This window comes from Paenibacillus septentrionalis (assembly GCF_042659865.1).
Lineage (GTDB): Bacteria > Bacillota > Bacilli > Paenibacillales > Paenibacillaceae > Pristimantibacillus > Pristimantibacillus septentrionalis.
Map to the genome: position 1 here is coordinate 260,689 of NZ_JBHSTE010000006.1, position 19,284 is coordinate 279,972.

At 45.2% G+C, this 19,284-nt stretch carries 17 protein-coding genes; 13 read left to right on the forward strand and 4 right to left on the reverse strand.

What is annotated here, in order from left to right; translation table 11 throughout:
* Positions 1 to 739: 739 nt before the first annotated feature.
* The 6 genes from ACFP56_RS18140 (at position 740) to ACFP56_RS18165 (ending at position 7,251) form a co-directional block, all read left to right on the forward strand.
* On the forward strand, positions 740 to 901 hold the full coding sequence (locus ACFP56_RS18140; RefSeq protein WP_379237193.1) for a hypothetical protein: 162 nt from the start codon (positions 740 to 742) through the stop codon (positions 899 to 901).
* Positions 870 to 1,055 (forward strand): hypothetical protein, encoded by a 186-nt coding sequence (locus ACFP56_RS18145; protein ID WP_379237195.1) that lies wholly within the window; start codon positions 870 to 872, stop codon positions 1,053 to 1,055. The genes ACFP56_RS18140 and ACFP56_RS18145 overlap by 32 nt, the downstream gene beginning before the upstream one ends.
* A gap of 72 nt (positions 1,056 to 1,127) precedes the next feature.
* Positions 1,128 to 2,708, forward strand: a complete 1,581-nt coding sequence (locus ACFP56_RS18150) for a glycosyl hydrolase (protein ID WP_379237197.1) — start codon at positions 1,128 to 1,130, stop codon at positions 2,706 to 2,708.
* Positions 2,709 to 2,786: 78 nt separating this feature from the next.
* Entirely contained in the window at positions 2,787 to 5,360 is a 2,574-nt protein-coding gene (locus ACFP56_RS18155) for a beta-mannosidase (protein WP_379237199.1), read from the forward strand.
* Between the two features lie 137 nt (positions 5,361 to 5,497).
* A complete protein-coding gene (locus ACFP56_RS18160; RefSeq protein ID WP_379237202.1) occupies positions 5,498 to 6,205 on the forward strand; it encodes an HAD family hydrolase in 708 nt (235 codons plus the stop codon).
* 41 nt (positions 6,206 to 6,246) lie between these two features.
* Positions 6,247 to 7,251 (forward strand): HD domain-containing phosphohydrolase, encoded by a 1,005-nt coding sequence (locus tag ACFP56_RS18165; RefSeq protein WP_379237204.1) that lies wholly within the window; start codon positions 6,247 to 6,249, stop codon positions 7,249 to 7,251.
* 96 nt (positions 7,252 to 7,347) lie between these two features.
* Here the strand turns inward: ACFP56_RS18165 and ACFP56_RS18170 are convergent, their stop codons facing one another.
* Positions 7,348 to 10,236: a DEAD/DEAH box helicase gene (locus tag ACFP56_RS18170; protein WP_379237206.1), complete on the reverse strand. Its 2,889-nt coding sequence runs from the start codon at positions 10,234 to 10,236 to the stop codon at positions 7,348 to 7,350.
* A 123-nt stretch (positions 10,237 to 10,359) separates the two neighbouring features.
* Between ACFP56_RS18170 and ACFP56_RS18175 the strand changes: the two genes are divergently transcribed.
* Positions 10,360 to 11,358, forward strand: a complete 999-nt coding sequence (locus tag ACFP56_RS18175) for an LLM class flavin-dependent oxidoreductase (RefSeq protein ID WP_379237208.1) — start codon at positions 10,360 to 10,362, stop codon at positions 11,356 to 11,358.
* A gap of 70 nt (positions 11,359 to 11,428) precedes the next feature.
* Positions 11,429 to 12,721 (forward strand): TraB/GumN family protein, encoded by a 1,293-nt coding sequence (locus ACFP56_RS18180; protein ID WP_379237210.1) that lies wholly within the window; start codon positions 11,429 to 11,431, stop codon positions 12,719 to 12,721.
* Positions 12,722 to 12,758: 37 nt separating this feature from the next.
* On the opposite strand, the gene ACFP56_RS18185 is transcribed toward ACFP56_RS18180, so the two are convergent.
* Positions 12,759 to 13,082 carry a thioredoxin family protein gene (locus tag ACFP56_RS18185; RefSeq protein WP_379237212.1) on the reverse strand — a complete coding sequence of 108 codons (324 nt, stop codon included), beginning with the start codon at positions 13,080 to 13,082 and terminating at the stop codon, positions 12,759 to 12,761.
* A gap of 267 nt (positions 13,083 to 13,349) precedes the next feature.
* Between ACFP56_RS18185 and ACFP56_RS18190 the strand changes: the two genes are divergently transcribed.
* The 5 genes from ACFP56_RS18190 (at position 13,350) to ACFP56_RS18210 (ending at position 18,310) form a co-directional block, all read left to right on the forward strand.
* The gene (locus tag ACFP56_RS18190) at positions 13,350 to 14,132 is read left to right on the forward strand and encodes a TerC family protein (protein WP_379237214.1); all 783 of its coding nucleotides are present in this window, start codon (positions 13,350 to 13,352) and stop codon (positions 14,130 to 14,132) included.
* A 75-nt stretch (positions 14,133 to 14,207) separates the two neighbouring features.
* A complete protein-coding gene (locus ACFP56_RS18195) occupies positions 14,208 to 14,648 on the forward strand; it encodes an MEKHLA domain-containing protein (RefSeq protein ID WP_379237216.1) in 441 nt (146 codons plus the stop codon).
* 15 nt (positions 14,649 to 14,663) lie between these two features.
* Positions 14,664 to 15,545, forward strand: a complete 882-nt coding sequence (locus ACFP56_RS18200) for a DUF72 domain-containing protein (RefSeq protein ID WP_379237284.1) — start codon at positions 14,664 to 14,666, stop codon at positions 15,543 to 15,545.
* A gap of 231 nt (positions 15,546 to 15,776) precedes the next feature.
* Positions 15,777 to 17,171, forward strand: coding sequence for a threonine synthase (thrC, locus tag ACFP56_RS18205; RefSeq protein WP_379237218.1), 1,395 nt, complete (start codon positions 15,777 to 15,779; stop codon positions 17,169 to 17,171).
* A 206-nt stretch (positions 17,172 to 17,377) separates the two neighbouring features.
* On the forward strand, positions 17,378 to 18,310 hold the full coding sequence (locus ACFP56_RS18210) for a manganese-dependent inorganic pyrophosphatase (RefSeq protein ID WP_379237220.1): 933 nt from the start codon (positions 17,378 to 17,380) through the stop codon (positions 18,308 to 18,310).
* A 123-nt stretch (positions 18,311 to 18,433) separates the two neighbouring features.
* On the opposite strand, the gene ACFP56_RS18215 is transcribed toward ACFP56_RS18210, so the two are convergent.
* Positions 18,434 to 19,096, reverse strand: coding sequence for a metal-dependent hydrolase (locus tag ACFP56_RS18215; protein ID WP_379237222.1), 663 nt, complete (start codon positions 19,094 to 19,096; stop codon positions 18,434 to 18,436).
* A gap of 26 nt (positions 19,097 to 19,122) precedes the next feature.
* Entirely contained in the window at positions 19,123 to 19,284 is a 162-nt protein-coding gene (locus ACFP56_RS18220; RefSeq protein ID WP_379237224.1) for a hypothetical protein, read from the reverse strand.

Below are 19,284 nucleotides of genomic sequence, written 5' to 3' on the forward strand. Positions count from 1 at the left end.
GCAGGTTGGCCTATCGGCCGGCCTGCTCGTTTTTAATGTTCAACACTATCTGTAAGCTATTGCTTATTTAGTATGAGTTCAGAATGAAGCAGCTTACGCTCATAGGACTGATCTGGATCATAATGCGCCAAAGCAGCAGTTCAACAGAGCGTTTGTCTCCATGTTGACATTCATCGTTGTTATTTCTTGAATAGTCACCTTTTTCGCATAATCGCTTTGTTCTGTCATTTTTGTTATGTACAACATATTGACCATTTTGTTATGTACAACATATTGACCATTTTGTTATGTGCGTGTTAATATTTGTTATGAAAGTAAGCGCTAACAAAATAACAAACATAACAATTTGGTTGGTGTTATGACGTTGAGAACTCAGTTCTAGGTTTATATCTGCATTTGTCCTATTTTGTTAAGCGAGATATTATCAATCGAGGCTGTCACGAGGTATGGGAATATGGATGCGGGGTGTGTGACCTCGTATTCGCAACTGGCATTGATTGATCCAAAAGCAGCTGCAACATATCGTTAATTGGAAGCGTTTTGACCTCTGGAAGCGGCAGCTGCAGTCAGTCAATGTTAGTGGCATGTCATACAAATATGTTGAAAATACGGTGACGCAGGAAAAGCATTGAGAGAGACGAATAATATATGGAGCCAAGCATGAGTGGTCGTCTTATGATAAGACCAAGTTAGGACAACTGCCTCAGCCGCTTGACCCATTAAGCTGGGGTTAGTTGAGGTGCTTGATTTTACAGCAATTTCAACTACAGGTCGATGGGTTGAGCAGCGCTGGCACAGCTATGAATGGGTTGATCTCATGCTGGAAACAACAGATATGTCTGCGGGATTGAGCTTTGAGTTTGAAGGTCATGGTTTTGCAATCGCGTTTGACTATGGCTAACGATCAGCTGAATTTTACTACCGATTGGATGAAGGGGAATGGATCTATTCCAATCGCGATTGCCCGGTCTGGCGCGGTGCTGATGGATGGTATCGTCTGTTTGATTGTGGCGATGAGCTTGAACAAGGCAAGCATAGGTTCGAGCTTGTACTGACCGAGTCTAAAGACATAAAAATGAGACTTCTAATCTTATGTATTTGCGAATAGGAAGGGTTGGGGTTATCCGATGAATGAAGCAAGCAATGACCAGTATGCTGGTATAACAGTGCTCCTCACTGTAATAGTCACTATTATACTTGTTGTGACGACACAAGCAATCCAAAGTAATTCGGCTAACGTTGCAGTTGATTCAACGGCAATTCGCGATCAGACGCATCAAGATCCTGAAAATGCGGTGATAGACCAGAATCAGGAAATTTCCGAATCTATCGATCCTGTTAATCTAGCTTTGGAGGATGCACCGAGATTGCGCTTTGAGGCTGAAGAGGGTGTTATGCATGGGACATTCGCAGCCGATTCAGCATATGGCTACTCGGGAAATGGCTATGTTACGGATTTTACTGATGATAGCGATTATGTGAACATTAATATAACCGTCGAAGAGCCGGGCTTGTACCAGCTCTATATCGGTTACCGGGCACCGAATGGTTATAAGGAAACGGACCTTTATGTGAATGAGCAGCCATTTGGCCAGGTGAAGCTTGAAGAGAGCAGCAGCTTTGAAGAAGTTAAGGCAACGAGGGTGCTGCTGGAGAAGGGAGAAACGGATATTACAATAGGTCGTGGCTGGGGATATTATGATCTTGATTATATTGATCTACAGCGATTGGACGAAAGCAAGCTTGCCTATGCGCCAACAACAGAGAAGCTCAGCAATCCGAATGCTTCACCAGAGGCGGTTGTTTTGATGAATTACTTGAATGAACAAGCAGGCAAGGCGGTGTTAAGTGGGCAACAGCTTTATTCGCAAATAGCAAATATTGAGCATATTACCGGGAAGCGACCAGCTGTCGTAGGCTTTGATTTCATCGATTATTCCCCTACCAGGGTGTCGTACGGTGCTCAGTCCACGGAAGTGGAAGCTGCACTAGACTGGCATAAGCAAGGAGGAATTGTTTCCTTTCTATGGCATTGGAATGCACCGACTGGCCTAATTGATGAACCAGGCAAGGAATGGTGGAGAGGCTTTTATACTGACTCTGTAACCTTTGATCTAGCTGCTGCATTGGCAGACAAAACGAGTGAAGAGTATGCTTTACTCTTATCAGATATGGACGTGATTGCGCAGCAAATTAAAATTTTGCAGCTCAACGATGTACCCGTGCTGTTTCGACCATTGCATGAAGCAGATGGAGGCTGGTTTTGGTGGGGAGCAAGCGGACCAGAGGCTGCGAAGGAGCTTTACCAGATCATGTATGATCGATTTGTCAACGAGCATCAGCTGCATAATTTGATCTGGGTGTGGAATTCGATAGATCCAGCGTGGTATCCAGGAGATGACGTGGTAGATATCGTGAGCTATGACAGCTATCCAGTAGCTGGAGACCATAGTCCGATTGTTAATATTTACGATGAATTGGTCGAGCTGACTGGCGGAAAGAAGTACATCGCGATGATGGAAAATGGATCGATCCCTGATCCTGCTGCGATGGAGGCGTACGGTGCGCATTGGGGCCTGTTTATTACATGGAGCGATCATTTCACGACAGATGGGCTTCATAACAGTAATGAGTATTTGCAATATGTTTATCAGCATCCGCGAGTCATTACACTTGAGGAGCTGCCTGATTGGGGAAGCAATCCTTAGCAAAACATAACCATAATGCGTTATCGATCGATTATTCAAATGATTCAAAAGATTAATAGATGAACTGGAGGACAAGAGATGAGCCATACAATTACAATTGAATCATGGAACTTCAAATCTGTACAGGATACGACTTGGCTGCCTGCCAAGGTGCCGGGCTGTGTGCATACGGACTTGCTTCGTGAACAGCGTATTCCGCATCCGTTCTATGGTACAAATGAGCATGATTTGCAATGGATCGACAAGCAGGACTGGGAGTACAAAGCAAGCTTCGTGGCGTCAGCAGAGCTTCTTCGTGAACAGGTTCAAGAGCTTCATTTTCTTGGATTGGATACGTACGCGAGCGTTTATTTGAATGATGAAAACATATTGGAAGCTGACAATATGTTCCGAAGCTGGCGTGTGGATGTAACGGGCAAGCTTAGCGAAGGGGTTAATGAGCTGAGAATCGTATTTCGATCTCCTATTCATGAAGATTTGCCGAAGCTTAAGGCATTAGGATATCGCTTGCCTGCTTCGAACGACCAGTCTGAGCTTGGCGGACTTGGCGAGGATCGCGTTAGTATATTTGCCAGAAAAGCGCCTTATCACTATGGCTGGGATTGGGGCCCTCGCTTTGTAACGAGCGGGATATGGAGACCTGTTGAATTGGTAGGCTACAGCGGCATCCTGATCCGAGATGTCTATATTGATCAGCTTTCCGTAAATGAGCAGCAAGCGAATCTCGTTGCTCGCGTTCAGCTCGATACAACAGCGAGCGGAACTATTTCGCTGCAGCTGACAACGGAGGATATGAGCTGGGATGTGCAGGTCGACAAGCAGGCTGGAGCTCATGAGCTGTTAGTACCGATTGTAATTAACGAGCCCAAGCTATGGTGGAGCAGAGGGCTTGGCGAGGCGCATCGTTATACGTTTACGGCGCAGGCTGATGCCGAGCAGGCAGGAAATAAGCATCAATCGCTTAAATCAGTGAAGACGGGAATTCGCGCTGTCAAGCTGGTACGCGATCGCGATGCAGAAGGAACAGGCGCTACCTTTCACTTTGAGCTGAATGGAATTCCGGTTTTTGCCAAGGGAGCGAATCATATTCCGAATGATAGCTTTATAACGGAAGTTACGGAAGAACGCTACCGTGCAGAGGTGCTTGCTGCGGCAGAAGCGAATATGAACATGCTTCGCGTGTGGGGCGGCGGTATTTATGAAGCAGATATATTCTATGAATTATGTGATGAATACGGCATTATGGTATGGCAGGACTTTATGTTCGCCTGCAGCATGTACCCAGGAGATGAGCATTTTCTTGAAAATGTAAAGCAGGAAGCGATTGACAACGTTATACGCCTGCGCAACCATCCTTCGATTGTGCTGTGGTGCGGCAACAATGAGATCGACTCCGCTTGGTCGCATTTTGACGAGAATGCCGGCTGGGGCTGGAAAACGGAATTCAGTACGGAGCTGCGAGAAAAGCTGTGGCGAGACTATGAGCGTATATTCCATGAGATTCTTCCAGATGTCGTGAGCGAATACCATGCAAGCATTGACTACTGGCCGTCCTCTCCGCTCGTATCCGTGTCTAATTCGAAGGAGCAGCATGCGCACCCAGGCACGAACGAGGGAGATATTCATTATTGGGGCGTATGGCATAACGTGGAGCCGTTCGAGCATTATCAAATCAAGCTAGGCCGTTTTATGAGCGAATATGGCTTTCAATCATTCCCGGAGTACCGCACAATTCGCAGCTTTGCCGAAGAGGAAGAGCTTGCTATTGACTCAAAGGTTATGAAGGCGCATCAGAAAAATGGTGACGGCAACCGATTGATTAAGGAATATATGGATATATATATGAAGCAGCCAGTAAACTTCAAAAGCTTCCTGTATTTAAGCCAGGTGCTGCAGGCTGATGCGATGAAGATGGCGATTGAGGCGCATCGACGTAAAATGCCGTATTGCATGGGATCGCTTTATTGGCAGATGAACGACTGTTGGCCTGTTGCATCTTGGTCAGGCATTGATCACTATGGCAGATGGAAGGCGCTGCATTACTATGCAAGAAGAAGCTTTGCACCGCTGCTGTTATCGGGGCAGGAGGAGCATGACCAGCTTCATCTTTATATGGTCAGTGATCAATTGACGGCGACGAGCGGCGTGCTTACTGTTGAGCTGTTCCATTTGTCAGGGAAGCTGCTTTCGTCCAGCAGCAAGGAGATTGCTTCGCCTTGCAATACGTCTCAGCTTGTGCAGAGTCTGCCGATTCCAGCACTTCTTGGAGACTCGCGCAAGGAGGAGGTCGTGCTGATTGCATCCTGGCTAGGAGAGAATAACGAGACTGCACGATATGAGCATTACTTCGTTAAAAATCAGCAGCTTGTGCTCCAACAACCAACGATAACGGTTCAAGAGGAGCATACGCAAGACGGTACAATAATAACGTTGACAAGTGATGTCGTTGCTAAGCAGGTCGTGCTGATTGCTGAACATGAAGGAGTGTGGTCAGACAATTATTTCGACCTGATCCCTGGCAAACCTCATACGGTTGTATTCAACAGCTACGATGGTGGAGCGGTTTACCGTCCTTCACAGTCAGGTAAAGTGGAAATTCAATCGATGTATGAGCACGTTATTCATTCGACCTCTGTAGCAACGGAGGCATAAACATTCATTCATTTTTCTTATACGATGCAGATAGGCTCTCGTTGAATTAGAGCTTGCCTGCATCGTTTTTGTTACAACCCTCGGATTATTTCTGCTACAATAGACGTAATTCAATGGGGACTAGGAGAAACAACACGATGAAAAAAGCTATTTTTTTTGATGTAGATGACACGCTGTATGATCATTTAATTCCATTTCGAACAGCTGTTCAGCCATGGACTGAACAGCTACATGCATTTCCGTACGAGCAGGCTTATCAACGGATGCGCTTTTATAGCGATATGCTGTCTCTGGAGCTGGGCGGAGCAGGTCAGATGGAGGAAGGCGATTCTACTAATCTCATGCGAAGGAAGAGATTCCAGCTTGCATTGAAGGAGTTTTCGATTGAATTGACTGAGCAGGAGGCTGAGCGAGTACAGCAGGCATATTTGGCTTGTCAATTTAATATCGTATGCTATGAAGGGGCTAAGGAGCTTCTAATTGAGCTGCAGGAGCAAGGCCATGAGGTTGGACTGTTAACCAATGGTGCAGAAGCGCATCAATGGAAGAAAATTCAGGCGCTTGGAATGGATAAGATTATTCCGAAGCAGCGAATTTTTATATCAGGGGTCTATGGCATGGATAAGCCTGATCCAGGTATTTTCCAGCTCATCAATAGAGAAACTGGCATTGCAGCCAAGCAGAGCATCTATGTTGGTGATTCATGGCGTAACGATGTCGTAGGAGCAAATCAGGCAGGATGGCAGGTTGTATGGTTCAATTGTCGAGGCATGAAGCGTGAAGCAGGCATGTCGCTTTTAGGAGAAGCCAAAAACTATGAAGAGCTGCGTCAGTATTTCATATAACAGCATAGTAACTAACAGTGAGAGTGAATAGAATGGAAATAATGAATGAACGATTATACCCGTATTTTAATCAGCTGCTGCACTTATCCGATGCAGTCATTATTACGGATGAGAGGCATCATATCTGCTTAGTGAACGAGTCTTATGAGCGTATAACCGGTTATCATGCTGCTGAGGTTATCGGCAAGCGAGCTGGCCTATTGCGAACAGGCCTGACGCCGAAGCAGACCTATGAGCATATGTATGCTGCCTTACATAACGCGCAGCCATGGTCAGGCGTATTTACCAATCGAAAACGTTGCGGTCAATTGTGGCACTCATCCATCACGATAACGCCGTATGTTGTAGAAGGGGAAACCTATTATGTAGGTGTGTTTCGTGAGCTGGAACAGCTTGATCGAGGCTATTATTTGGATGAGAACAGAGTGGGTAATCTGCAAGGATCCCTACTCAAAGTACTGGCAATCTCATGTGAAATTCGCGATCCAGGCATTGAGAATCATCTTATTCGCGTTCAGCGCCTTACTGAGCTTTTGGTGGAGCGTTATGATGAGCTGTTTCAGCTCGGTCTAGATCCTACATATATGATGCGAGTCGTAAATGGCAGCATATTGCACGATATTGGCAAATCAGCAATTCCTGAAGGTATTTTATATAAGCCGGGCTCTTTAGCCCCATATGAACGAACGATTATCGAAATGCATCCTCATATCGGCGTTGATATTTTGGATAAAATCTATGGCGAGTTGGACGATGAGCTGTTTGAACATGAGTTTTCAGTTGCTAAAAATATTATTTTGCACCATCATGAACGCTGGGATGGCTCCGGTTATCCGTTAAGGCTGAAGGAAGAAGAAATTCCGCTTGAAGCACGTATTGTAAGTGTAGTCGACGTATACGATGCGTTAACCACTAAACGCCCATACAAGGAAAAGTGGAGTCAGAAGGCGGCGATTGAGCTGCTTGTCGAGCAAAAGGGAAGGCAGTTTGATTCTGACGTGGTCGATGCACTTGTGACTTTATATGAATCTGGTCTACTAGATTAAGGTTTGATACGCAAAAGGCAAAGGCTCTCCAAAACAGCCAGGTGATAACCTGACGTTCCGGAGAGTCTTTTATGATATGGCGCTGGATCTGGAAAGCTATGCTTCTGCCAATACCTGATGTTCCAGCAGCATCAGCAGATCCTCTTCCGATAATGAGGCGGAGCTTAGCTCATCCTGCTCCAGCATGTCGCTGATCAGCTGCTGCTTGCGCTCTTGAAGCTGAATCATTTTATCCTCTAGAGTCCCCTCTGCAACCAATCGTATAATATGAACAGGCTGCTGCTGTCCAATACGATGTACCCGATCTCCAGCTTGCTGTTCAACGGCAGGGTTCCACCATAGGTCGTACAGAATGACGGTATCCGCACCTGTCAGATTCAAGCCTGTTCCGCCAGCCTTTAAGGAAAGCAGAAACAGCTCACGCTCACCTTGATTGAATTGATCGACATATTGAATGCGTTCTTTAGGAGGCGTGTTCCCATCCAGATAAAAGTGCTGATATCCGCGAATTTCCAGCTCTGCTGAAATGATGCGCAGCATAGATGTAAATTGCGAGAAGATAAGAATTCGCTTTCCCGCATTGCAGCTTTCCTCTACAAGCTGCAGCAATTGGTTCAGCTTGGCCGATTCTCCGCTATAGCCCTCTACAAAAAGTGCTGGGTGACAGCAGATTTGCCGTAATCTTGTAATGCCAGCGAGAATCTTAATACGCCGTTCTCCTCTTTTTTTAGGGTCCAAATGCTTCAGTGAATCCTCCTGCAGCTTCGCTAAATAAGCGAGATACAGCTGCTTCTGCTCCATCGTTAATGGTGCGCTGTAGGTTGATTCATACTTAGGCGGCAGCTCCTGCAGCACTTCCTTTTTGGTGCGTCGCAGCATGAATGGCGCGACGACCTGCTTTAACTTCGTTTTTGAAAGCTCCAGCCATCTGTGCTTTTCATGAAACAGCTCAGGATTAACAAAGCTCATGATCGATATTAGCTCATCGAGACGATTCTCAATCGGTGTGCCCGTTAGCGCAAAGCGATAAGTAGATGTTAATTGACGAAGCGCCTGCGAAGTTTTCGTGTAGTCATTTTTAAAGGCTTGCGCTTCATCGCATATAATAGTCTCAAAGCTGAAGCTTGCAAACATGCTAAGCTGCATCCGCAGCGTTTGGTAGGAAACGATCCATATAGGCGTGTCTATCCACTTTTCTCGCGCTTCCTTATGTTGAAACTGGTTAGCCTCAAGCACTGCGGCCTTCAAAGTTGGTGCGAACTGGCGCAGCTCCTGTTCCCAGTTATAGAGCAAGGAGGCAGGCGTGACGATAAGCTGCCTATGTGAAGTGGGGTTACACTCATCATAACGACTTGCAAGAAACATGATGGCCTGCAGTGTTTTGCCAAGTCCCATTTCATCAGCTAAAATCCCGCCCAGATTGTAATGGGCGAGGTTGCACATCCATTGAAAACCATCCAGCTGGTAATCGCGCGGTCGTGCTATGATCGATTCAGGAATTTCTGAAGTACTAGCATTGCCTTGCTTAATCGTACTAATAAAGTTTCTTAGGCTGCGCGACAGGATTACGCTTTGAGATTGATCCAGTGCAAGCATTGCAGGTATAGCTCGCTGAAGCGGTATCTGGTCGTCATATAACGAAGGATGCGTTAATCCAAGCTCCTTCATAACGCGCAGCAAAGCTTCATAGTGCGGATTTTCAAGAGAAAGCAGCGTTCCCTGCGACAATCGATAGTATTTCTTTTTTTGTACGAGTGCTTCCAGAAGCTGTTTCAGCTCTTGGTTGCTAATGCCCGCCATCGAAAAGGAGTAGTGCAGCCAATTGCTTTTTTCCTCCCATGACAGCTTTAGCTGAGGATATACCTGTTCGGTAACATAACGCAGCTTAACAGCTGTCGTCGCATGGATTTGAGCGAGCTCCTTCAAGCGTGGCAGTATCGTTCGGAAAAAAAGATACTCATCGTCATCTCCCTCCACAATAATGCCGCCTTCGGTTTGCAGACTAGGCAGCTCAGCGAGCAGCTCAAGGATTGCAGATTCCTTTTCGCGCTCACGCATCACGATATAATCATGATGAGTAGAGCGTCCTGGTGGCTGATACGGTTGAATGGACAGGTTCCCGTAGCGGAACTCGATGCCAATAAGGAGTCTTTCCCGAATTCGATCGAGATAGACGACTGCTTGCATAGGAGTGGTCGTTAATTTCGTACTAATCTCATTTGAAAGCTGAATGGATATCATCTTTTGCAGCTTCGGCAACGCTTGGTCAAGGAACTGGGCAAGCGTTTCATGCGTCAGCAGCAGTTGACCAGCCTCTTCCTTTAATAATTGGGTTAATTGGAGCAGCTGCATGCCTTGCTCCCACGACAAGGCGTACAAAATCCCGTTCATACAAGCAAGCTCATAGCTTGGCAGCAACAGCACCTGCCCAAGGGCTTCTCCATTCAGCCTATATTGGTCTTTTGCCTCCTCAATATGGATTGAAACAGGAAGCTTTTCTGTTGAAAATTGAAGCGAAGTAAAATGCTGCAGCTGCTCATCAAGCGGCAGATGATCCATATAATATTGCAGCTGCACATTTTGCTGATTTAGCAACGGCGTTAAACGATTCCATAGGCTCCCTTGTATAGGCACAAGCTTCATTTTAATTGCGACTTGAGCGGTGAAATGTTGAAGCTGCTGCCACAATAGCTGGCATATTTTCAATGATTCATGATCAATCACATACATGGTTGGATCATAACGCAAGCTGCGCGAGATCATATATTCCTTCTGATTCAGCACCGCATCAAGAAATCGATAAGGGTTAGTAATGACAAACAGCTTTTTGACCCCAGCAGATAATTCGATTGATATGGTGTAGGAGCCGTCCTGCTCCTGCTGCAATAAGCACAAGTACGAAAAGTGCAAAGGCATACGACGCTGACCAGGCTTATTGTCCTGCTCAAAAATTTGAAGCAGTTGCATCGCCTTATTCAGTTCCATAAAATGTCCTCCATATAATAGCTTGTATGATATAGTATAACGCTTCAGAGCCAACTTTGCTTCTCTTGTCATCAATTGATACTATAGAGGAGAAGGACAGTATAAGATTAGGAGGCTATAGGGATGAAAATTCCGTTTTCGATATTAGATGTTGCACCGATTGTTCAAGGCGGAGGCATTGCAGATGCCTTGCAGCGTACCGTTAAGCTCGCACAAGTTGCCGAGGAAAGCGGCTATACTCGTTTTTGGCTGGCTGAACATCATAACGCCCCCAATATTGCGAGCTCTGCAACCTCTGTCGTTATTGGTCATGTTGCTTCGCACACAAAAACGATTCGGGTTGGTTCAGGCGGCATTATGCTTCCCAATCATGCCCCGCTTGCAATTGCCGAGCAGTTTGGCACTTTAGATGCCTTATATCCTGGGCGTATAGATCTTGGATTGGGCCGTGCACCGGGGACGGATCCAATTACGGCGCGCGCCCTAAGAGGCGAACGACATACGAATGGTGCAAATTTCCCTGAACAGCTGGAAGAGCTGCAGCGCTTTATGCACCCTACTCAGCATGCACAGCATGCAATTCGTGCGATACCAGGTGAAGGCGCGGATGTACCCATTTGGTTGCTAGGCTCAAGTGATTTTAGTGCGGCGCTTGCTGCAGAAAAAGCACTCCCGTTTGCTTTTGCGGGACATTTTTCTCCAACCTACATCGTTCCAGCTCTGAAGCTGTACAAGCAATCTTATGTACCATCAGACAGCCAGCCTAAGCCATACAGTATGGTTGCGGTCAATGTAATTGCAGCTGATACGGACGAAGAGGCGCATTATTTAGCGACCTCAATGCAGCAGATGTTTTTAGGTTTTATTCGCAATCAGCGCACGCCGCTGCAGCCTCCTGTTCAAAATATGGATGAACTGTGGACCGAGCAGGAAAAGTTCATGGTGGAACAGCAGATCGGATCATCTATTATTGGAAGCAAGGAAACGATTCGAGAAAAAATTCAAAAGCTAATTGAATCGACAGAGGTTGACGAAATTATGGCCACAGCTTCGATTTTCGATCTTGACGCCCGGATCAAATCGTTTCAGCTTTTTGCATCCGTCATGAAAGAAATTGAATAGGTTTAACAGGTAATATATGGAGAAATGTGCTATACTAGTGAAACTATGACTTTTAGGAGGGTGAAACAACTTGAAGAAATGGTTCACTAGTTTTATAGCACTTTTACTTGTCTTTTCTTTTGCACTTCCAACACAAGCGGCATCAAGTGGAATCTCCGTCTATTACAATGGAGAACGCTTGATTCTAAGTGAGCCTGCTTTTGTTGAAAAGGGAAAAACCTATGTTCCACTCAGAAGCTTTTTAGAAGAGTTGGAATATGAGGTTCGTTACAAAGCTTCTACGAAGCAAATTATTTTGGATTGGTATGATTATGAATCTATCATTCATTTGGATACGTTACAGGTAACGGAAGAAGATAAGATTGTTACAGAACAGCTTGACCTAATTTATCGCAACCATACGTATTATGCACCAATTCGTGAGCTTGAGCCTGTTACAATCACAACGACTCGTTGGGACAAGGCAGCCAATGCCGTTTATATTGAGGATGATTATGGATATCTGGAAGAGGAAGAGCATGTTGCACCTGAAGGCTACTTATGGAAGGTAACAAAAGGCGACAAGACTGTTTATATGCTTGGTTCCATTCATGTTGGAGATGTATCCATGTATCCACTGCGTGATGAAATCTATCAAGCCTATGAACAATCTGACATCGTCGTAACAGAAATTGATATTTTGCGTCTTCCTTCAGAGGAAGAATCGCTAGAAATCGAAAAACTGTTTACTTATCAGGATGGAACTACGCTGAAGGATCATCTATCTCCTGAGCTATATGAATCTGTAATGTCAGTTGCAAAAGAGATTGGCTTTGAAGGTGAGGAGCTTGCGGAGTTTGAAACCTATCAGGTTTGGTTTGTAAATACTCTATACTCTTCACTTGCTGATACAAGCGGAGCAGAGCCCGGACTTGGCGTTGACCTTCACTTCCTAGAGCTTGCAAAGCAGGATGGTCTGCCTAACGGAGAGCTGGAAACCTACATGATTCAGTATGGTATGCTTGCTGGCTTCTCACAGGAATTACAGGAGCAATTGCTTCAACAAACCATTACGATGATTGAGTATGCAGCACAGGGCTATGATATTTCTGACAGCAGTACAGGCTTTTTGCTAAATATTTGGGCAGAAGGCAACCTTGAGGAAATGGACAAGATTGCAAATGACATGAAGACTTCTTCCCCAGAATATTATGACGGTATGTTAACAAAGCGCAATGTGGGAATGACGGATAAAATCGAACAGTACTTGAACAGCGGCGAGTACCATACGTATTTTGTTATCGCTGGAGCACTGCATTTTGCAGGAGCAGACAGTATTATTAAAATGCTTGAGGATCGCGGGTATACAATCGAACGTTTATAGGAGTGCAAAAAGCAGCAGATGCGAATTCTGCTGCTTTTTACTTTAATCGATCATATAAGGTGGAGACGGATTGCATGGCATACACCATTTCCTTAAGTTGTCCGTTTTCGATAATAGCTAACGCAGGTACGCTTTTAATCTGCCACAGCTCTCGAAAATATGGCGTAAAATTAATGTTGGCTTGATAGACGTGATAGGATACTCCCGTTGCAGCAACGATGTTAAGCATGTTCAGAGCTACCTTACATGTACCGCACAAAGGGGTAATAAACAATATTGCTGCTCTGCCCACCTCCATATTTGCAACGGTATGAATCTGCTTCTCATTTATGTCATCAATACTCTTGTTTTGCATGTGCATATTTCATTCTCTCCTTCATAAAATTAAGCATAAACTTTTTTTTGCGAAATTGAAACCTTTCGTTAGGCGGACACGTATAGATTGTCATACGCAGAACGTTTATATGAAAATATCTCCGAAGGGGAGTAGCTCTAGCAATAAAGTCGTCATTACGAGCGCAAGCTCCGGCTTTATTGGCAGCGATCAATTCGTTGTTAGCAAGACCTTTGCCTATTTGTTATAGGTAAAGGTCTTTTTTTGTGTGAACGTAATTTGAGGAGGATGAAAATGGATTGGTCAATGTTTTTTGAATTTGGTTCGGTGCTGCTTATTCTTGTAGCACTGGAAGGCTTACTGGCAGCGGATAACGCGCTAGTACTTGCCATTATGGTTAAGCATTTGCCAGAGGAAGAAAGAAAGAAGGCGTTGTTTTACGGATTGTTTGGCGCGATGGTATTCCGTTTGCTTTCACTGTTCGTCATCTCGTTTCTCGTTAACATTTGGCAGGTGCAGGCACTTGGCGCCCTATACTTACTGTTTATTGCGTTAAATCATATTATTCGCAAGATATGGATAAAAGGAAAACAGCCCGAGCATGTCAAGAAGGAAAAGAAGGGAAGCGGCTTCTGGGTTACTGTGTTAAAGGTCGAAATCGCAGATATCGCCTTTGCAATTGACTCGATACTTGCAGCTATTGCGCTGGCGGTTTCCTTGCCTAAAACCTCGCTGCCTACTATTGGCGGTATGGATGGCGGTCACTTTATCGTTGTATTTTTGGGAGGCTTAATTGGGGTAATCATTATGCGTTTTGCGGCAACATTGTTCGTGAAGCTGCTGGAAAGCCGTCCAGGTCTTGAGATTGCAGCCTTCGTCATTGTTGGATGGGTTGGGATTAAGCTGGCGGTTCATACGTTAAGTCATGAGTCGCTTGGTGTAATCTCGCATGATTTTGCTGAATCGACTGGCTGGAAGCTTACATTCTATGCCGTATTGATTGGTATCGCGTTAAGTGGCTGGTTCCTTTCAAGTAAAAAGCAACCAGAGGAGGAATCGAAGCAGCTTTCTGCGTAACGATAGTAAGGAAGCATTGTCAATTTTCTCACCTCTTGTTAAAGTTAAAGAAAACTTTGCTGGAGGAAAGACGCTATGAATGAAGCTCATGCAAAAAGGCTGCTTAGTAGCTATAAGCGTTGGACGGGGGAGGAGTTGCTTCCTATCAACGAACGCCTGCCGCTATTAAAGCAGCTGAATGAAGCAGATATCGTCATCTTATCCCATGGAACGGAAGCGGACCCAATATTGAATTATGGCAACAATCGAGCAATGGAAGTGTGGGAAATGAGCCGCGAGCAATTTTTATCTACACCGTCCAGATTGACAGCAGAGCCAATGGCCCGAGAAGAGCGTGCTGCCTTCTTGGAAGCAGTAACGAGCAAGGGCTATATCAACGATTATACTGGGATACGCATATCCGCTACCGGACGTCGTTTTTATATTGAAAATGCAACAGTCTGGAATGTGGTGGATGAGCAAGGGCAATACTGTGGACAAGCTGCATCGTTTCGTTCTATTCGGCAAGTTGATTGATAAAGCGAGGGAAGCATCGTGAGTATCTTGATTGGACTTGGAGGCTGGGGAGATCATGACGCGATCTATCCAAGAGGCTTGAAGACTGGTGACAGGTTGGCGCATTACAGCAAGCATTTTCCTATGGTTGAGATTGATAGTACGTTTTACGCGATTCAATCTCCAGATCGAATGCGCAAATGGATGGACGACACGCCTCCTTCATTTAAATTCATTGTAAAAGCGTATCAGGGCATGACCGGTCATCAGCGAGGAAGCATAGGGATTGGACAGAAGCGGGAGGAAATGTACGAGGCATTTATTGCAATGCTTCAACCGTTAATCGAGCAGGACCGCTTGGCAACTGTGCTATTTCAATATCCGCCTTGGTTTGACTGCATGACCAAGCATGTCATGGTTCTGCGCGCAGCGAAAAAGCGTATGGGCGATATTCCGTGTGCACTGGAATTTCGTCATCAAAGCTGGTGGACGGAAGCGATGAAAGATAAAACGCTTGAATTTATGAAAAATGAAGGCTGGATGCATAGTGTATGTGATGAACCGCAGGCGGGAGATGGAAGTGTTCCAACTGTAGCAGAGGCAACACATTCGGAATTGACGATGGTCAGATTGCATGGACGCAATGACGAGGGCTGGAATGACAGCGGAGACGACAATTGGCGAGAAGTGCGGTATTTGTACGAATATAGCGAGGCTGAGCTTTCTGAATGGGTACCGAATCTGAAAAAGCTCCAGGAGCAAAGCAAGCAGGTTTATGTTGTATTCAACAACAATTCAGGAGGGCATGCTGCCATGAATGCGAAGCAGCTTATGGTATTGCTTGGACAACAGACTCCTGAAGGAAAACATCCAATTGAAGCGCTGCCTGATCAGGTTGAGCAGCTGGAGCTGTTCTAAGTTATTTGAATGGAGACAAAGGCTGGGAATTAGCATTGGCTGTAGAACGAGCCAAGCTTGTTTCCGGCCTTTTTATGAATTAATCCGCCGTATTCATGTGCTCGAGTTGCATTCACCTGTCGTTATCAATTATTGTTAATGAGCAGGAATATTGAAAATCCAATTCATTTTTCACGCAAACGATGGTAAAATGCTAGTATCAATGTGTACGAAGAAGCAGGAGGAAAAACAATGGAATACATTAGTACAAGAGGTAAGGTTGGCAGTATTGGCTTTATCGATGCGTTTATGATGGGGCTTGCCAACGATGGCGGGCTGCTGATTCCTAAAAATATACCGGTCATACCAGTCGAAACCTTACAGGCATGGAGCAAGCTTAGCTATACGGAACTCGTGCTTGAACTGTTCTCATATTTTACCAATGATGAGATTCCGAAAGAAGAGCTTAAGCAGCTTGTTGAGGCGAGCTACAGCACCTTCCGTCATCCAGAGGTAACACCTGTGACGAAGCTTTCGGATGATTTATACTTGCTAGAGCTATTCCATGGACCTACCTTCGCATTTAAAGATGTGGCGCTTCAGTTTATGGGACAGTTTTATTCCTATGTGGCGAAGAAAAAAGGAGTGCGCATCAATATTTTGGGCGCAACCTCTGGCGATACAGGAGCTTCAGCGATTGAAGGCGTGCGTGGTAAAGATGGTATTAAAATTTGCATTCTGCATCCGCATGGTAAAGTAAGTAAGGTACAAGAGCTGCAAATGACTACCGTTCAGGATGATAATGTACTTAATCTATCAGTAGATGGAAACTTTGATGATTGCCAGCGCATCATTAAAGAGTTATTCGCTGATCTGGAATTCAAATCAGCAAATGATCTGGCTGCAATCAACTCGATCAACTTTGTACGTATTCTTGCGCAGATTGTGTATTACTTCTACGCTTATTTCAAGGTCGCAGACAATATCGGTACAACGAAAGTAAACTTCAGTGTACCAACAGGTAATTTTGGCGATATTTTTGCAGGCTACATGGCTAAACGCATGGGTCTCCCGGTTGGAAAGCTGATTTTGGCAACGAATGAAAATAATATTTTGGAGCGCTTCATTAAAGAAGGCGTGTACATGCCTGGAGATTTCCGTATGACGTATTCTCCGTCAATGGATATTCAGGTGGCTAGTAATTTTGAACGCTACCTGTACTATGTGCTTGGCGAAGACCCAGAGCTGATTACGAAGCTTATGGAGCAGTTCAAGGTTGAAGGCGAAATCTCGATTGATGGCGAAGCACTAGCGAAGGTGCAGGCAGAGTTTGCAGCTCATGGTGTGCTTGGTGCGGAATGCCTGGCAACAATTTCTTCTGTTAAGACGGATGCAAATTACTTGCTTGATCCGCATAGCGCATGCGGTGTTGCAGCAGCAAAGGCATGTGCGGCGCCTAATGAGCTTACCGTGTCGCTGGCAACTGCACATCCAGCCAAGTTTAACGAAGCGATCGAGCTGTGCGGGATTGAGCAGCAGTATCCAGAGCAAATCAAGGCGTTATTCGATAAGGAGCAGCGCCAGACGCGAATTGCTGGAGACAAGGACGCGATTGCAAAAGCAATTGAAGTGTTTTATAAAGGCTAACTAAAGCGCTCAGGTTACTAGTGGCTAATGCATCGATGCGATGCATTAGCCACTTATTTGTTGTTCGGATAGATTAATTGGAACGAATAGTAGAATAAATCATAGTGTAGAACTGGGTATAGGACTAGGAATAACGGTACTCAACGAGTATAATAAAACACAGACATAGAATAAAATCTATTTAACAAGTAAGGAGCTAGTAAACAATGGCAAAAACGTTGATCTTTGGACACAAAAATCCAGACACAGATACGATTACTTCAGCAATTGTATACGCTGATCTTAAAACGAAGCTAGGCGCTGAGGTTGAAGCGGTTCGCCTGGGTGAAGTAAACGGTGAAACAAAATTCGCGCTTGACTATTTTGGTGCAGCTGCGCCACGCCTTGTATCAACTGTAGCTAATGAAGCAAGCGAGGTTATTCTTGTTGACCATAACGAGCGTCAACAAAGTGCTGACGATATTGATCAAGTTCGTGTGGTTGAAGTCATTGATCACCATCGTATTGCGAATTTCGAAACGAGCGCGCCTTTATATTTCCGTGCGGAGCCAGTTGGCTGCACAGCGACAATTTTGAAAAAGCTGTACAAGGAAAACGGCGTTGAAATTTCCAAGCAAATGGCAGGTCTTATGCTGTCTGCAATTATTTCTGACTCTTTGCTTTTCAAATCCCCAACCTGCACAGAGCAAGATATTCAAGCAGCAACAGAGCTTGCTGAGATTGCTGGTGTAGATGCTAATGTATACGGTCTTGACATGCTAAAAGCAGGTGCTGATCTAAGCGACAAAACGATTGAACAGCTTATTTCTCTGGATTCAAAAGAATTCTCGATGGGAAGCTATAAAGTAGAAATTGCACAAGTGAATGCTGTCGATACAAACGATGTATTGTCTCGCCAAGTTGAGCTTGAAGCAGCACTAAACAGCATTATTGCAGCGAAAGGCCTGGATCTGTTCGTGCTTGTGACAACAGACATCCTGAACAATGATTCCATTGCCTTGGCGCTTGGCTCAAAAGCAGAAGCGGTTGAGAAGGCATATAACGTGAAGCTGGACAACCATACAGCTCTGCTTAAAGGCGTTGTTTCCCGCAAGTCTCAAATCGTTCCAGTGCTTACTGAGACATTGAGCGCAATGTAATTCGATCTGCTACGATAAAAGCATAACGGTCAATTTGATTCTATCTATTGAAAGAGGCGTTTCGGCTCTCTCCGTTAAGGAAGAGCTGAAACGCCTTTTTTGTTATACTCACTATCGCCAATTCTACAGCTTGAGCCTGAACTTTTTTTTCATAATTGGATACAGTACCTTTACTCCTGCAGGAGTAAACATATCGGCTACAATATGTGAAGCATACGTTAGCATGGCCGCTGCACCGATACCATCTATCGCTAGCTGGTTTTCCAGTCCGAAGCCGATCCAGCCCCATAATGGAATGACCCAAAGTGTGTGGGTAAAGCCGCGATGACTGAGCCAAGGGGCGATTACAACAAAGATGCCCAGTCCAATGAGCCAATACCAGCCTTCATTATATCCGTAATAGGCAAGCAAAGCACCTGCGATACTAACTAGCGCATTACGCCAAAAGCCGCGGGATACTAGGAGCCCTAGCAAGGTTGCCGCAATTGAAGCTGCAAATGCTCCCAATAGCCATTCGGGGCGAAACTGATCATTGGAAAAGGTGAGCCATCCAAGTGCGAGCAGCGATAGAAGCCCGCAAATGAGCAGTCCAGTATGCAAAATGCGGCTTACCTTCGTTAGCTTGCGTGTTAGCATGCTCGGTCCATCCAAATCTGCAGCGAGCGCAGAAAAGCCTCCGATTCCAGCAAATAATAGTATCGTTTCAGGCTCGCCAGCTGGTGCGTGGAACAACCCAAAGGCCCCACCAATAATGGCTCCAATCGCCAAATGTGTTTTTCCGTTCATAATTCCTCCGATAGGTGTAGGACCGTCTATAAGTGCTTTTGATTCACAAGCTCGTTGCGAATCATCTGTTCGAGCTTTTCAATAAGAATCGCGTCCATGGGGTCAACCTTTTCCTTCCTTAGCCAGCCCCAGCGTTTTTTTCGTTTCAGCAGTTTAAGCAAGTACTGCTTCTCAAGAAGGGTAAGCAT

Coding starts and splice junctions, on each gene's coding strand:
- ACFP56_RS18175 (WP_379237208.1), top strand. CDS start 10,360: ATGAAAATTCCGTTTTCGATATTAGATGTTGCACCGATTGTTCAAGGC.
- ACFP56_RS18160 (WP_379237202.1), top strand. CDS start 5,498: ATGAAAAAAGCTATTTTTTTTGATGTAGATGACACGCTGTATGATCAT.
- ACFP56_RS18190 (WP_379237214.1), top strand. CDS start 13,350: ATGGATTGGTCAATGTTTTTTGAATTTGGTTCGGTGCTGCTTATTCTT.
- ACFP56_RS18170 (WP_379237206.1), bottom strand. CDS start 10,236: ATGGAACTGAATAAGGCGATGCAACTGCTTCAAATTTTTGAGCAGGAC.
- ACFP56_RS18145 (WP_379237195.1), top strand. CDS start 870: ATGGTTTTGCAATCGCGTTTGACTATGGCTAACGATCAGCTGAATTTT.
- thrC (WP_379237218.1), top strand. CDS start 15,777: ATGGAATACATTAGTACAAGAGGTAAGGTTGGCAGTATTGGCTTTATC.
- ACFP56_RS18165 (WP_379237204.1), top strand. CDS start 6,247: ATGAATGAACGATTATACCCGTATTTTAATCAGCTGCTGCACTTATCC.
- ACFP56_RS18220 (WP_379237224.1), bottom strand. CDS start 19,284: ATGCTTACCCTTCTTGAGAAGCAGTACTTGCTTAAACTGCTGAAACGA.
- ACFP56_RS18150 (WP_379237197.1), top strand. CDS start 1,128: ATGAATGAAGCAAGCAATGACCAGTATGCTGGTATAACAGTGCTCCTC.
- ACFP56_RS18185 (WP_379237212.1), bottom strand. CDS start 13,082: ATGCACATGCAAAACAAGAGTATTGATGACATAAATGAGAAGCAGATT.
- ACFP56_RS18155 (WP_379237199.1), top strand. CDS start 2,787: ATGAGCCATACAATTACAATTGAATCATGGAACTTCAAATCTGTACAG.
- ACFP56_RS18215 (WP_379237222.1), bottom strand. CDS start 19,096: ATGAACGGAAAAACACATTTGGCGATTGGAGCCATTATTGGTGGGGCC.
- ACFP56_RS18210 (WP_379237220.1), top strand. CDS start 17,378: ATGGCAAAAACGTTGATCTTTGGACACAAAAATCCAGACACAGATACG.
- ACFP56_RS18195 (WP_379237216.1), top strand. CDS start 14,208: ATGAATGAAGCTCATGCAAAAAGGCTGCTTAGTAGCTATAAGCGTTGG.